General features: G+C 68.2%; 12 protein-coding genes. 6 read left to right on the top strand and 6 right to left on the bottom strand.

Going from position 1 to position 14,778, the window contains the following annotated elements; all coding sequences use genetic code 11:
- Positions 1-17: 17 nt before the first annotated feature.
- The 3 genes from RHCRD62_RS09600 to RHCRD62_RS09590 all read left to right on the top strand — a co-directional run bounded on the left by RHCRD62_RS09600 (position 18) and on the right by RHCRD62_RS09590 (position 2,587).
- Positions 18-290, top strand: coding sequence for a HypC/HybG/HupF family hydrogenase formation chaperone (locus RHCRD62_RS09600; RefSeq protein ID WP_050064423.1), 273 nt, complete (start codon positions 18-20; stop codon positions 288-290).
- 71 nt (positions 291-361) lie between these two features.
- Positions 362-1,495 (top strand): hydrogenase formation protein HypD, encoded by a 1,134-nt coding sequence (gene hypD, locus RHCRD62_RS09595; protein WP_050064422.1) that lies wholly within the window; start codon positions 362-364, stop codon positions 1,493-1,495.
- A 3-nt stretch (positions 1,496-1,498) separates the two neighbouring features.
- Positions 1,499-2,587, top strand: a complete 1,089-nt coding sequence (locus tag RHCRD62_RS09590) for a Nickel transporter NicT (protein WP_050064421.1) — start codon at positions 1,499-1,501, stop codon at positions 2,585-2,587.
- A gap of 18 nt (positions 2,588-2,605) precedes the next feature.
- Here RHCRD62_RS09590 and otsB read toward each other — a convergent pair whose 3' ends face one another.
- The 3 genes from otsB to RHCRD62_RS09575 form a co-directional block, all read right to left on the bottom strand.
- The gene (gene otsB, locus RHCRD62_RS09585) at positions 2,606-6,073 is read right to left on the bottom strand and encodes a trehalose-phosphatase (RefSeq protein WP_084734159.1); all 3,468 of its coding nucleotides are present in this window, start codon (positions 6,071-6,073) and stop codon (positions 2,606-2,608) included.
- 79 nt (positions 6,074-6,152) lie between these two features.
- Positions 6,153-7,790 (bottom strand): sensor histidine kinase, encoded by a 1,638-nt coding sequence (locus RHCRD62_RS09580; protein ID WP_050064579.1) that lies wholly within the window; start codon positions 7,788-7,790, stop codon positions 6,153-6,155.
- A 62-nt stretch (positions 7,791-7,852) separates the two neighbouring features.
- Positions 7,853-8,533: a response regulator transcription factor gene (locus RHCRD62_RS09575; RefSeq protein ID WP_050064420.1), complete on the bottom strand. Its 681-nt coding sequence runs from the start codon at positions 8,531-8,533 to the stop codon at positions 7,853-7,855.
- A gap of 200 nt (positions 8,534-8,733) precedes the next feature.
- Between RHCRD62_RS09575 and RHCRD62_RS09570 the strand changes: the two genes are divergently transcribed.
- Positions 8,734-9,645: a universal stress protein gene (locus RHCRD62_RS09570; protein WP_050064419.1), complete on the top strand. Its 912-nt coding sequence runs from the start codon at positions 8,734-8,736 to the stop codon at positions 9,643-9,645.
- A gap of 155 nt (positions 9,646-9,800) precedes the next feature.
- Positions 9,801-10,265, top strand: a complete 465-nt coding sequence (locus RHCRD62_RS09565) for an Hsp20/alpha crystallin family protein (RefSeq protein WP_050064418.1) — start codon at positions 9,801-9,803, stop codon at positions 10,263-10,265.
- Here RHCRD62_RS09565 and RHCRD62_RS09560 read toward each other — a convergent pair.
- Together RHCRD62_RS09560 and RHCRD62_RS09555 are read right to left on the bottom strand one after the other, a co-directional pair.
- Complete coding sequence (locus tag RHCRD62_RS09560; RefSeq protein WP_084734157.1) at positions 10,228-11,916, bottom strand: MBL fold metallo-hydrolase RNA specificity domain-containing protein; 1,689 nt, start codon at positions 11,914-11,916, stop codon at positions 10,228-10,230. The two genes, RHCRD62_RS09565 and RHCRD62_RS09560, sit on opposite strands and share 38 nt — an antisense overlap.
- Before the next feature lie 17 nt (positions 11,917-11,933).
- Positions 11,934-12,452, bottom strand: a complete 519-nt coding sequence (locus tag RHCRD62_RS09555) for a flavodoxin family protein (protein ID WP_050064417.1) — start codon at positions 12,450-12,452, stop codon at positions 11,934-11,936.
- 192 nt (positions 12,453-12,644) lie between these two features.
- Between RHCRD62_RS09555 and RHCRD62_RS09550 the strand changes: the two genes are divergently transcribed.
- On the top strand, positions 12,645-14,036 hold the full coding sequence (locus RHCRD62_RS09550; protein WP_157050854.1) for a wax ester/triacylglycerol synthase domain-containing protein: 1,392 nt from the start codon (positions 12,645-12,647) through the stop codon (positions 14,034-14,036).
- 48 nt (positions 14,037-14,084) lie between these two features.
- On the opposite strand, the gene RHCRD62_RS09545 is transcribed toward RHCRD62_RS09550, so the two are convergent.
- Positions 14,085-14,645 (bottom strand): CBS domain-containing protein, encoded by a 561-nt coding sequence (locus tag RHCRD62_RS09545; RefSeq protein ID WP_050064416.1) that lies wholly within the window; start codon positions 14,643-14,645, stop codon positions 14,085-14,087.
- Between the last annotated feature and the right edge of the window lie 133 nt (positions 14,646-14,778).

Here is a 14,778-nt window from a genome sequence, read left to right as displayed (position 1 = left end):
AGAGAGGATGAGGCGCGATGTGTCTGGGCATCCCCGGTCGAGTGGTCGACATGAGCGATCCCGCGGAGCATCTGGCGAAGGTCGACGTGGGTGGTGTGCAGCGGGCGATCAGCGTCCGGCTGCTCGCCGACACCGGACTGCAGGTCGGCGACTGGGTGCTGGTGCACGTCGGATTCGCGATGGCCCGGATCGACGAGGCCGAGGCCCAGGCGACGCTCGACCAGGTGCGAAAGATGGGCGCCGACTACGTCAACGAGATCGAGGCCTTCAACGCGTCCGAGATCGCGTGAACGAGATCGGGTGAACGAGTTCGCGTGAAGCCGAGTGAATTGCACGGCCGGATGAAAGGCAGGGAGCCGTCTTGAGATTCGTCGATGAGTTCCGCGATCCGACCGCCGCGCGCGCCCTGGTCGCATCGATCACCGAACTCGCCGCGGGCAACGAGTTCAAGTTCATGGAGGTGTGCGGCGGGCACACCCACACCATCTACCGGCACGGCATCGAGCACCTGCTGCCGTCCTCGGTGGAACTGGTGCACGGACCGGGCTGTCCGGTGTGCGTGATCCCGATGGGCCGCATCGACGATGCCATGTGGCTCGCCGAGCAACCCGACGTCGTGTTCACCACGTTCGGGGACATGATGCGCGTGCCGGGCTCCCGCGGGAACCTGATCGAGGCGAAGGCGCGCGGCGCCGACATTCGCTTCGTGTACTCGCCGCTGGACGCCCTGAAGATCGCGGTCGACAACCCCGACAAGCACGTGGTGTTCTTCGCCGTCGGCTTCGAGACCACCGCGCCGTCGACCGCCGTCACACTCGTGCGGGCTCGGCAACTCGGGTTGGACAACTTCACCGTGTTCTGCAACCACGTCACGATCGTCCCGCCGATCAAGGCGATCCTCGAGTCCCCGGACCTGCGGCTCTCGGGGTTCCTCGGTCCGGGGCACGTGTCGACGGTGGTGGGGTTGCGGCCGTACCGCTTCGTGCCCGAGGTGTACGGAAAACCGATCGTGGTCGCCGGCTTCGAGCCGCTGGACATCCTGGTGTCGGTGCACATGCTGCTGCAGCAGATCCGCAGCGGCCGGTGCGAGGTGGAGAACCAGTACAGCCGCGTGGTCCGGGCGGACGGCAACGTGCAGGCGTTGCGTCTGATGGCGCAGACCTTCACGCTCCGCCCGCATTTCGAGTGGCGCGGCCTGGGGTTCATCTCACAGAGCGCGTTGGGCATCCACCCCGACTACGCGGACTTCGACGCCGAGCGGCGTTTCTCGATGCCCGGCCTGCGGGTGGCCGACCCCAAGGCCTGCCAGTGCGGCGAGGTCCTCAAGGGGGTCATCAAGCCGTGGGAGTGCAAGGTGTTCGGCACCGCGTGCACCCCGGAGACCCCGATCGGCACCTGCATGGTCTCGCCCGAGGGGGCGTGCGCGGCCTACTACAACTTCGGCCGACTGCACCGGGATACGGCCGCCCTGGTCGGCCGGGCCGGGACGGTCTGACCGATGCCCACATCGGCAAGGCGGTCGGGTCTCGCCGGCACCGAGTGGGTCCGCGTCGCGGCGATGGCAATGGTGATCGTTGTGCTCCACCTGATCGGGTGGGGTGTGCTGGCATTCGTGGTCGCCCCGCAACAGTACGACCTTGGCACGTCCACCCTCGGTCTCGGCGTAGGGATGACCGCGTATGCACTCGGCCTGCGGCATGCGTTCGACGCTGACCACATCGCGGCGATCGACAACACCACCCGCAAACTGATGAACGACGGACAACGTCCCCTGTCGGTCGGATTCTTCTTCTCGCTCGGCCATTCCACGGTCGTGTTCGGCCTGGCGATGCTGCTCTCGATCGGGATCACCTCGATCGCCGGACCTGTCCGGGACGAGGACTCCGCGCTGCACCGGTACACAGGGCTGATCGGCACGACTGTCTCGGGCACGTTCCTGTGCGTCATTGCCGCGGTCAACATCCTCGCGCTGTACGGAACGGTGCGGGTGTTCCGTCGAATGCGAACAGACCGGGTCGACGACGCGGAGATCGAGGACCAGTTGAACAGAGCAGGGCTGGTGACTCGAGTTCTCGGCCGGGTGATGCGGTCGATTACCGAACCGTGGCAGATGTACCCGGTGGGAGTGCTGTTCGGCCTCGGTTTCGACACAGCCACCGAGGTCGCTCTGCTCGTGCTTGCCGGGACCAGCGCCGCCGCGGGGCTGCCGTGGTACGCGATCCTGTGCCTGCCTGTGCTGTTCGCCGCCGGAATGAGCCTGCTCGACACCGCCGACGGGTCGTTCATGAACTTCGCGTATGGCTGGGCGTTCTCCCATCCGGTCCGGCGGGTGTACTACAACGTCACCGTGACCGCCCTGTCCGTTGTCGTCGCGCTGCTGATCGGCACCGTCGAACTGCTCGGGCTGCTCGCCGAGCAACTCGGCTGGACTGGCGGGTTCTGGGGCGTGTTGACCGGTCTGGACCTGAACGTGCTCGGCTACGGCGTCGTCGCCCTGTTCGTCGTGACCTGGGCCGCAGCGTTGGTGATCTGGCGGTACGGGCGCCTCGAGGAGAGGTGGGCCACGGCTACCGTCCCGCCGGCGTGAGCATCGGGTCCCTGCCGCCTACTCGAGCATGACCGTGCCGCCCGGTCGCAGTTCGACCACGCGGTCACGGCACGTGATCTCGATCGGCGGCTGGTCACCCTCGGCGGCGCTCACCTCGATCTGCCGCCCGCTCACCGTCAACCACAACTGATGGCCCCGATAGCAGATCGGAAACTCCAGCGCACCGAGCTCCTCAGGCCAGTGTGGCCCGAAAACTAGTTGGTCACAGCGCGTTTCGAGCCCGGTGAAGCACCGCTGCAGGAGGTCGATGCCGCCCGCCATCGCCGCGAGATGGATTCCTTCGGCAGTCGTACCACCCTGGATATCGGCAACGTCCGAGGAGAGCACCAGATCGAAGTAGTGCAGTGCGTCGTGGCGGTTGGCGCGGGCGAGCACCCAAGAGTGCACGACCGCGCTCAATGTCGACCCGTGTGACGTGCGGGCCATGTAGTAGTCGATGGTTCGCGGGATGTCGTCCGGTTCGAGGTCGTAGCCCAATCGGTCGAACAGGTCCCTCAGTTCGTCGGCGGAGAGGAGATAGAACAGCATGAGGACGTCCGCCTGCTTCGACGCTCGGTAGCGGTTGACGTCGTCGCCCTCCGCCTCCAGGATTCGATCCAGCCGCCGGACGTCCCCGTACCGCTCGCGGTACCCGGTCCAGTCGAGTTCGGCCAGATCGCCGTAGCCCTCGAACTGGCTGATCACCCGGTCGTGGAAGGGGACGAACATACCGCGGCTGACCTCGATCCACCGGGTCGTCTCCTGCGCATCGAGGTGCAGTGTGTCGACGAGGAGCGTGCGCGTCGCGGCAGGTACGGCATCGAGTGCCTCGAGGGCGCGGAGGATCACCCACACCGCCATCACGTTGGTGTAGGCATTGTTGTCGACGCCGCCGTACGGGTCGTCCGGAGAACCGGAGTGGAACTCGTCGGGCCCCATTACCCCCGGGATCACGAACCGGCACCGCTCCCGGTCGTACGATGCGAGGCTGGCGAAGAACCGGGCCAACTCGACCAGCATCTCGGCGCCGATGTCGGCGAGGAACTCGACGTCACCGGTCACCTGGTAGTACTGCCACACGTTGTAGGCGATCGCGATCCCTATGTGGTGCTGTCGCCAACTCGCATCCGGAAGCCACCGCCCGGACTGTGGATTCAGGTGCAGTTGCTGGCTCTCCTCGCGCCCGTCGCTGCCCGACTGCCACGGGAACATCGCGCCCCGGAATCCAGCCGCGCGTGCCGCCCTGCGGGCCTCGGGCAGGCGCCGGTACCGATAGTGCAGCAGCGACCGCGTCAGCGCGGGTTCACGCAGGTTCAACACAGGGAACACGAAGAGTTCGTCCCAGAAGATGTGGCCCCGGTATGCCTCCCCGTGTAGTCCGCGTGCGGGCACACCGACATCGAGGTCGGCCGTCGTCGGTGACGCGGTCTGCAGCAGGTGCAACTGGTGCAGCCGCAGGATTCGGGACGCGTCCGCGTGGTCGGCGACGTCGATGCCGACGCGATCCCACAGTTGTTCCCACATCAGCGCATGACCGGCCAGCAGGTCGTCGAACCGACCGAGCCCGGACAGCCATCGCGCCGCCTCGTCCCCTGGGTGTGACACCGCGCGGTCGCGCCCCGTGAAGAGGGTCACCGCCTTCTCCACCGTAACGGCCTGCCCGACTGCGATATCGAACGTGATGTCGTGCCCGACCATTCCGTCCGAGTGGAGCCACCGGTACTGGCAGGCGTACCGCTTGCCCGCAGACCACGTGGTGGTCCGTGCCGCCGTCGCCAACGGAACGTGGGACTGGTTCGTCTGTGCCGTCAACAGCACCGAGTCGAGCGACAATTCGGTGCCCTCGACCCGCTCGAGGTGGTCGCTGCGCAGATCACGATACCGATCGACCAAGGAATTGTGCACGGCGCCGTTGATGGCAGAGCGCAATTCCACTGTGCCGGACCAGTTCTCGGCAATAATGGTGGTCTCGAGCGCGCAGACGTGGGGGAGGTGCATGGCGACGAAGCGCCGCTGGACGAGCGTGGTAACCCGGTCGTGTGTGTCACGGTAGCGGAGACGTCTGGTCAGCACCGCGCGCCGGATGTTGAGGAACTGGTGATACTCGAGCAGGTCGGCGGTGTCGACATCGAACCAATTGCTCTCGCCGACACGGAACGTCGTGGTCAACCAGTTCGGCGCATTGACCATGCTCTCGTTCGCGACGTCCATGTCCGATCGTGTCTCGTCGAGACGGTTGTAGATACCGGCCACATAGGTTCCGGGATAATGTCGGGGCCCGGCTTCGGATTCGGGTGCGCACCCGCGGGTGGCGAAGAATCCGTTGCCGAGCGTGCAGATCGCTTCCCGCAATTTCTCGGTCGCTGGATCGTAGCCGTCGTAGTGCAGGATCCAATCGGTGGAGCGGGACGCGTCGACAGGGTCCCGGTCCACCGCATCCGCCAGCTGCTCGAGGAGTTCGCGTACCTGGGCGGGGCCGTCGAGTGCATATCTCGCCGCGGATCTGCGGTCGGCGGCTTCCGCGCTACGGACCACGATCCCCACGCCGCCGACGGCGGTGGCCACGTCGAACGCGTCCTCGTCGGGGAGGTCGTCGCCAACATAGAGGAGCAGATTCGTGTCCGAATCGATGGCGTGCGTGAGCATCCACTGCAGGGCCTGCCCCTTGTCCCAGTTCACGTCCCGGTTCACCGCACGAAACGCGCCGGGATTCTCGTACCGCCGACCGTCTGGGCCGACGATGTCGACACCGTGGCCGCCGGCGTACCAGAGACCGGGGACCCCGACCCGTGCCCGCACGTCGCCGAGATCGCGACCACTGATCACCGCGACCGTGACGTCGGCTGCCAGGCGCGCCAGTGCGGCCGCGACACCGTCGGCGAGGGCGGCAGCCGCCGGATCGGACACGATGTCGGCCAGAGTCCCGTCGAAGTCGAGGACAACGGCCGGTCTACGGACGCGGAGCGGTGGCGCCAACTCGTGGCGCGCCGTCACCGCGCCGGGAATGTCCGCGACGCGTCGGTCGCCTGCCCGGATGTCGATCTCGCCGATGTCCCGCACCACCACGTCCGCGCCGCACTGCAGCAACGCGTCGGCATTGTCGATCGAGGCGACACCGATCACGAGGGCGAAACCGGATTGCCGTGCCCCTTCGACCATGTCCTCGTTGCATGCGACGAGGACGGCAGTCGAGAGCCGAGAGCCCAGTCGTGCCACCGCATCCTGCGGCGCAGACCCCTCGACCCGAACCGGGAATGCCCGGGCGATCTCATCGCCCCCGAGTGGACTCGGTGGGTTCCGGTGGGCAGATATGAGCGCGTACTCGACGCCCGAACGTCGCAGTCGCTCCGCAAGGGCCACGGCAGACTCGGGGGGCCGTCCCCCGTCGGCGGAATTCACCACGGCACCGAGGTCGAAGATGACCACGCCGTGCCGGCGCAGGTCGACGACCGGCCGCATCACCGTCTCACCAACTCTGTCGCGCATGCGTTCCCGCCTGCTCCCCGAACGGATCTCGGGACGCGGTCAGCGTACGTCGATCGGCGCGGCGAAGGGAAGCGCGGGTTCATCGCAGTGGTGCGCGCCAGCGGACGGTGGTCCCTTCCATCGCCGTGCTCTCGACGGTGACGGTGCCACCGGCCGCGGCGGCCCGTGACTGGAAGTTGTCGAGGCCGCAGCCCTGGGTTCCCGCCGCCATGCCCCGCCCGTTGTCGGAGACCTCGAGACGCAGGTCGTCGCCGACGGAGACGGACACGGTGACAGCGGTCGCGCAGGCGTGCCGGACCACGTTGCTCAGCGCCTCCCGGAGAACGGCTTCGGCGTGATCCGCCAACCCCCGTGCGACGACGGAGAGCGGACCCGACATGTGAAGCGTCGTCTTGAGACGGGAGTCCGCGGTGACCTCGGCGACGACCTGGTGCAGGCGTCGCCGGAGGTCGGTGGCGCCCTCGTCGCCGCCGTGCAGGTCGAAGATGGCGGTGCGGATGTCCTCGACGATCTCCTGCAGGTCGTCCACCGTGCCCATCAGTCGCTGCCGCACCTCAGTGGACTTCGCGCGCTGAATGGTTCCCTGGAGTGACAGGCCGACTGCGAACAGTCGCTGAATGACGTGATCGTGCAGGTCGCGCGCGATCCGATCGCGATCGGTGAGCACGTCGAGTTCCCTCATCCGGCGTTGGGCGTTCGCCAGGCGGAGCGCGACGGCGGCGTGGTCGGCGAAGACCGTCATCCGCTCCAACTCGTCCGGGTCGAACGGATCGCCCGCGGCGCTCCGAAGGCACACGAGCACACCGGAGACCGCATTCGCGGTACGGAGCGGCAGCACCAGTGCCGCGCCGGGGAGAGTCGTCGGGCTGTGGGAGGGGCCGAGGGTCAGTCGATCGGCGTGGGCGGGTTGCCGTGTGCAGAAGGCGGTCCCGATCGCCGATCCGTGCAGTGGGATCGCGCGACCGATGATCTCGACGGGCGGTGTCCCCGCGACGACACTCGCCACCAGTTCCGTCAGCGACTCCTGGTCGGTGTCCGGATCGTCTGGGACAGCGAGGAAACTGCAGTCCGAACCCGTCAGTTCCACAACCTTGTCCGCGACCAGCTGGAGAACGCTCGGTGGCTCGTCGCCGGCGAGCAGCGCCACCGTGATCTCGCGTGTGGCCTCCGACCAGGCCTGCTCGGTTCGGGACTGCCCGTACAGTCGGGCATTGTCGATCGCAATGCCCGCCGCGGCGGCCAGTGCCTCGACGGCAGCCTCGTCGTCGGCGGTGAATCGTTGTCCGTTCGCCTTCTCGGTGAGGTACAGATTCCCGAACACCGTGTCCTGTGTCCGGACGGGCACGCCGAGGAAGGTACGCATCGGTGGGTGGTGCGGCGGGAATCCCACCGATGCCGGGTGGGCCGAGAGATCGTCGATGCGAAGCGGATCGGGATGCGCGATCAGGACACCGAGGACGCCACGGCCGCGGGGCAGCGCCCCGATCAGCGGTCGAGTCTCCTCATCGATTCCCTCGTAGATGAACTCGGCGAGCTCGTCCCCGGCGCCCCGCACACCGAGCGCGCCGTATCGCGCATCGACCAGACTGACCGCGGCGTGCACGATCGTGCGCAGTGTGCGGTCGAGGTCGAGACCGTAGGCCACCGCCAGGATCGCGCTGAGCAGACCGTCGACGTTCTCCTTCGTGTGCAGGATCTCGAGGATGCGGTCCCGCACGTCGGGTTGCGTCCTCGGTACCGGATCCGGGTTCGCCTCGTGGTCGCCGGATCCGTGTCCGGTCACCGATCCCTCCGGGTGGGCGTCGCGGTCCCGGACGGACGACCGGATGTCGGGTCCAGCTTCGCGGCCAGCACCGCGGCCTGGGTGCGCCGTTCGACACCGAGTTTGGTGAGCAGCCGGGAGACGTAGTTCTTCACCGTCTTCTCCGCCAGGTACATCCGGGCCGCGATCTGCCGGTTGGTCAACCCCTCCCCGAGCAGTTCGAGCAGAGTGCGTTCCTGATCGGACAGCCCGGCGAAGGGGCCGGTGTTCTCGTGTTCGTCCTCCCGCAACTTCGCCATGAGCGCGGCGGTCGCGTTGCTGTCGAGAAGGGGCCTGCCCACACCGACCTCATGTACCGCCCGGACGAGTTCGAGTCCCTTGATGTCCTTGACGACGTAGCCACTCGCACCGGCCAGGATCGCGGCGAGTATCGCTTCCTCGTCGCTGTACGACGTCAGAATCAGGCAGCGCAGCGTGGGCAGCCGCGCCATCAGCTCACGGCACAGTTCGATGCCGCTGCCATCGGGCAGACGCACGTCCAGAACTGCGACGTCCGGCCGCAGTGCCGGGACTCTGGCCAGCGCCGCGGAGTATGTGCCCGTTTCTCCGATCACCTGCAATTCGGGGTCGGAATCCAGCAGCTCGACCAGCCCCCTGCGAACAACCTCGTGGTCATCGACCAGAAAGACACTGATCATGCGGCAACCTCCGCTCTCGCGGCTCCGGCACGGCTCACGGTACTGCTCCAGTATCCGCCGTCTGGGTGACCTGTGACGGTGTTCCGGTGACCTTGGCCTCTCCTCCCTCCGGGCCGCCGACGCCACGATGAGGCAATGAACCCTGTCGCGGGGCGCCACGCCACGCCGGTCGACGGGGTATCGAATCAGAGGAGAACCCGATGAACGCGAACACTGCGATCCTCGTGGGGGTCGACGGATCGGCCGCCTCCAACCAGGCCGTCCGGTGGGCGGCGGAGAACGCGATGCGCCGGGGAACCTCCCTTCAATTGGTCGCGACAAGGTTCGTCGCAGGCACCTACGGGGTCCCCATCGGCCTGCCGCCGTCCTATTTCGACGACCAGGAACGTGAAGGCGAACGCACACTGGCGCACGCGAGTGCTCTGGCCCGAGACGTCGCGGAGTCAACCCGGACCGATGAGTCGCCGCAGTCGAAGCCACTGACAATCGAATGCGAACTCGTCACAGGGCATCCGGTGCCCGTCCTGCTGGACCGGGCCGCCTCCGCACGGATGGTCGTGGTCGGTTCCCGCGGGCTCGGTGAAGTCACCGGGGACCTACTCGGGGCGGTCGGTCCCGCAGTCGCCGCACACGCCCCATGCCCGGTCGCCGTCGTCCCCGCCCGATCAGACGGTGTGGACGCCCTGGGCGGGCCGGTCGTCGTTGGTGTCGCCGGAGCACCCGGCACCGACCACGTCCTCACCGAGGCCTTCACCGAAGCATCCTTGCGCGGCACCGAACTCATCGCCGTCCACGCCTGGTCGGACACCGCCGTCGCCAACGTGTTCTCACGGAACCAGGGCCTGGAATGGACGTCGATCCGCACCCGGGAGGAAGCCGCCCTAGCGGAGGCACTCGCGGGCCACGCCGCGAACTTCCCCGACGTCAAGGTCCGGCGGACCGTTGTCGAGGACCGGCCCGCGCGGACCCTGACCGAACTCGCGAACCTCGCCCAACTCGTGGTGGTCGGCTGTCGAGGCCGCGGCGGCTTCGCCAGCATGCTGCTCGGATCGACCAGCCGGTCACTGCTGCATTCGGTGACGTGCCCGCTGCTGATCGTGCACACGCACTGACCGGCAGGTCTGCGAGTGCACCGACCGGGAGGCGCCCGGGTGACCACTGTCCCCGCCCGGACGACTCTCGGCCCTACCCGCCACGTGCCGACAGCGGTGAAATCGGGGGGACAGCACCCGAGAGGGACACCGAACGGAACACCTGGAGGAATGTCATGGGCACGCTCTCTCCCCGTCACCAGCACCAACCGATGTCGATGTGGCCGGCGATGCCGGACTGGTCCGACCTGGTGACTCGGCTCGAGTCGATGTCGCCGTGGACACCGCTCGACAGTCACATGATCCGCGTCGAGGAGCACCTCGGGGAGGGCCGGTACACGCTGCGTGCCGAACTACCCGGGGTCGACCCGGGCAAGGAGATCGACATCAGCGTCCGCGACGGACAGCTGACGATCACCGCCGAACGCAGCGAACAGAAGTCGGAGGGCACCCGGTCGGAGTTCCACTACGGCAGCTTCTATCGGTCGATGCCATTGCCGTCCGGGGCACAGGAAGGTGACATCGACGCCACGTACGCCGACGGGATCCTCACGGTGACGGTACCGGTGGCGGACAGGCCGTCGGCGGAAAGGCACGTCGAGATCAAGACTTCCGGCGGGGGCGACGACGCGACGAGCTGACCTGGTGGAAGTCCGCGTGCCCGGTGCCGTCGTGGCGCCGGGCGCCGTCGCGTCCGGCGGTGCTGCCGGTTGACGGCCGCCCGTCGGTGTACACATCGAGGACCCGGCGCAGTTCCTCGACCGCCCTCTGCCGGTCCGCGACGTCCGGGATCCGGGAGAGTCGCTCCTTGAGCCCGAGGGTGAACTCCACGTAGTCGTTCTGCCAGTCGCGGCCGACGAGGCGGGCTGCGTCGGGGCGCGCGGCGGCGACCAGTGTGGCGGGGGCGGCGGCAGGCAACAGGTATGTCTCGCCGATCGAGGGGGTGAGGACCGGCAGCTGCGGCGTGTCCTCACCGACCAGCGCGCTCAATGTGGCGATCGACCCTGGCTCACCGTGGGTGAGGAACAGTCCACCGGTGATCGGCGCGCGGTGCGCGATCCAGTTCCGCAGTTCGGTCTGGTCGGCGTGCGCGGAATAGGTGTCGATGCGCCGGATCCGGGCGCGGACGTTGACATCGGACCCCGAGATCCGCACGCGCGGGGCGCCGTCGAGGAGCACCCGTCCCAGCGACCCCTGCGCCTGGTACCCGACAAACAGGACGGTCGAGTCCCGCCGGTGCAGATTGTGTGCAAGGTGGTGCCGGATGCGTCCGGCCTCGCACATGCCCGACGCGGCGATGACCACGACTCCGGACATGTCGTTGATCCGCGCGGAGACGTCGGCGTTTTCGACGAAGTGGAAGACGCGGTGACGGAACACGTCCGTGTCGCCGAGGTCTTCGAGTTCACTGGCATGCCGCGCGAAGACACTGGTCGCGCGCGTCGCCAGCGGCGAGTCGACGAACACCGGCACGTCGGGAATCCGATGCGCGTCGGCCAGGTGCGCGATGTCGAGCAGCAGTTCCTGGGTGCGTTCCAAAGCGAACGCCGGAATCACCAGGTTGCCGCCGCGGGCGAGGGCCTCGTCGATCTCAGCGGCGAGCCGGTCGCGCCGCTGCTCGAGCGACGGCCGTTCTCGGGACCGGCTGCCGTAGGTCGACTCGCAGACGACGTGGTCCACCCCGGTCGGTCCGGCTGGTGCGTTCTGGAACGCCTTGTGCTGCGGGCCGAGGTCACCGGAGCACAGCACCCGGACATCACCGGTGTCGACCTCGGCGGACGCTGCGCCGAGGATGTGTCCGGCGTTCCACAGTCTCGACCGGAAGCCCGGTGCGGGTTCGAACCACTCCTCGAGCCCCATCGGCCGGGTGCGTCGCCACGCCGCGAGGGCGTCCTGCTCGGTGTAGAGCGGCGTGAACCGTTCCTCGCCTGCGCGGTCCCGGCGCCGGTTGCGCCGGGTCGCCTCGAACTCCTGGATCCGTCCGGCGTCGGCGAGCATGTACTCGAGCAGGTCTGCCGTCGGTGCGGTGCAGAAGATCGGTCCGCCGAACCCCTGGGCCACCAGCTTTGGTAGTAGCCCGCAGTGGTCGATGTGGGAGTGGGTGAGCGCCACCGCCTCGATCGTCGTCGGATCGAACTCGAAGGGCGCGTGATTGAGCATCTCCAGTGTCCGGGACCCCTGGAACAGCCCGCAGTCAATGAGGATGCGATGTCCCGCGGATGAGAGTTCCATGCAGGATCCGGTCACGGTCTGCGCGGCTCCGTGGAACGTGATGGTCACGTCCTCGTCCATGGGGGATTCCTCGCTCGTCATCGAGTGCCCGCAAGCGCGCGGCCCCACTGCTCGGCCCGCGCCTCCTCGCCGGGCTCGAGGCAGGATTTCTTGTCGACGAGGAAACTCTCCGACTCGGCCACCAGGTCGTATCCGCGGTGCCGCAGCCCCTTTCCGATGCCGTTCGACGCCCGGCCGGTCAGCAGGGCGGGTGCGTGTCTGCGGGTGTCGAACGCGGCGGCACGACCGTGCACCGAGGGTAGTGTCGAGAGCCATTCCCGCACACCGGTTTCCGTGGCACCCGGTTCGAGGGTCTCGTCGGCTCCAGGCTTCGCGGCGGTCTGCTCGGCGCCCCGACGACTCGACGGCCGGCTCATCCCGTGCAGGTGGGTCGGTCCGCCGACGACCACGAGGTCGTATCCGGTGAGGTCCTCCGCATCGGCGCGAGCCACCGGAAGCGCCTGTGCCTCCCCGGCGTCCGCGGCACCACGGGCGATCGCCTCGGCGACGAGCCTGGTGCTGCCGAACATCGATTCGTAGACCACGAGCGTTCGCATGACGGCCCTCCTTGTCGACCTGGCCTGCCGGCCTGCCCGGTTCGTCCGATCGGTCGTGCATTCATGCTCGCGCACCGGATTCGGGTCGGGCAGGGTCCAAGGTCCTGCCGAGGGGCATCCTTCGTCACTGTGATCTGCTCGCGTCCCGCCGAATACTGGAGCATGAACCCACAACGAGTCGAGGTGGTCGTGATGGACGCACCCCGCCGCTACCTGACGCAGACGGATCTGATGTCCTGGCGGATGGAGACAGACCCGGTGCTGCGGTCGACGATCGTGGCCGTCGCGCTCCTCGACCGCCTGCCGGATCCGGACCGATTCGTCGCGATGATGGAGCGGGGTACGCGGAGGGTTCCGCTCTTCCGGCGCCGGGTGGTCACACCCCGATTCGGGACGACGCCGCCCTACTGGGTGAACGACCCCGACTTCGACCTGAGCTGGCACCTCCGTTCGCTCAACGTCACGGATGGGCAGGGCTGGCGCGAGGTCCTGGACTTCGCGCGCACGGCGACGATGGGCGCCTTCGACAAGGATCGCCCGCTGTGGGAGTTCACCACACTCGGTGGACTCCCGGGCGGGCGGGCCGCGCTCGTCACCAAGGTGCACCACAGCCTGACCGACGGGGTCGGCGGGATGCAGATCATGAGGGAGATCGTTGCCCTGACCCGTGACGGCGACCTCCGGGAGGAGGCCCAGGCGGACGAACCACAGCAGGGTGGTCTGCCCGTCGCCGCGCCACGCGCAGGCTACTGGCCGGGCCACCTGGCCGCCGCCGGCCGCACGGCGGTGCGCGCGTCGACCGCGGCGGCCCGCGACCCGGTAGGCGCGGCGCGCAGGACGGCGACCACACTGGCGTCGACGCTCCGGTTGACCGGTCCCGTGTTCACCACACTGTCCCCGGTGATGACCGACCGCAGCACCGTCCGGCGACTCGCCACTCTCGACGTGGACGTACGGGCCCTCGGAGCCGCCGCGGAGGCGGCGGGCGGATCGATCAACGACGCCTTCCTCGCGGCGGTGCTTCTGGGCTCGGGCCGCTATCACCGCCACCACGGCGCCCCGGTGGACCGGTTGCGGGTGACATTGCCGATCAACCTGCGCGCCGAGGGTGATGCGGTGGGCGGCAACCGGATCACCCTCGCCCGGTTCCCGCTGCCCACCGACGTGACCGACCCCGCCGAACTCATCCGCCACATCCACACCGTGGTCGACACCTGGCGGCACGAACCGGCGGTTGCGCTGTCACCCGTCATCGCGGGCACCCTGAACCTGCTTCCGGTCGCCGTGCTCGTCGGGATGCTCGAACACGTCGACCTGGTCGCATCGAACGTGACAGGGTCGCCGGTGCCGCTCTTCGTCGCGGGCGCGGAACTGCTCGGCCACTACGCGTTCAGCCCGACCCTGGGGTCCGCATTCAACGTGACCCTGATGTCGTACCGGTCCCGGTGCTGCGTCGGGGTGAACGCCGACGCAGCAGCGGTACCCGACGTCGAGGTCCTCGCGGGAGCGCTCGCCGACGGGTTCCGCGACGTAGTCGCGCTGTGTCCCGGCTCTGCGGAAGACTCTGTGGCTCTGCGCATCTGACGGCGTTGCGTGATCTGTCCGGGCAGATGCGCGACAACCGTGTGATGCCTACCCGAACTCGACGGCGGTCACGCCGGGGGTCGTCTCCGCGAGCGCGGCGACGACGCCGCTCTCCGCGTCCCCGGACTCGAGCCCGCTGACCCGGACCGCGCCGTCGGCGACCGTGACGGACCATTTCGGCGATCCCGCGTACACGTCCAGTCGGTGCTGGACCTCGCGCCGAATGTGGTCGTCGTCCATGGTGAGCACCGAGATCAGGTCGCGACGAGTGACTATCCCGATCACGTCGCGTTCGTGCATGATCGGAATGCCCCGCAGGCCGGATCGCAGCATCGCCGACGCGAGTGCGCTGACGTCGACGTCCGGGTCCATCGCGACCACTGGACTCGTCATCGTCACGGACGCCGTCACCGACGCCTCGTCGGACGGCGCGCGGAACTTCTCGCGCAGCAGGTCGCCCTCGGAGACGATGCCGACCAGGTTGTGCCCGTCGTCAAGGACGGGGAGCACGGTGAATCCGGACTTCTCGACGATCCGCAGGCATTCGTCGATCGGCGTCTGCGGGGTCACCGTGGTGACCGGGCTGCTCATGATGTGTCGCGCGTGCATGACCGCTCCTTCCGCTCAGATCAGCGTCACAGGTGCGCCACGCCCGCGGGTAGGGCCATTGGACCTCGGGCCGTCTCCACCGCGCCCCGATTGGTGACCTAAGGCCCTTGGGCGAGCCGCGGCGGCCGTGTTG

Origin of the sequence: Rhodococcus sp. RD6.2 (genome assembly GCF_001040705.1) — a bacterium.
Taxonomy (GTDB): Bacteria; Actinomycetota; Actinomycetes; order Mycobacteriales; family Mycobacteriaceae; genus Rhodococcus_G.
This window is presented reverse-complemented; position numbering and strand designations above follow the sequence as displayed.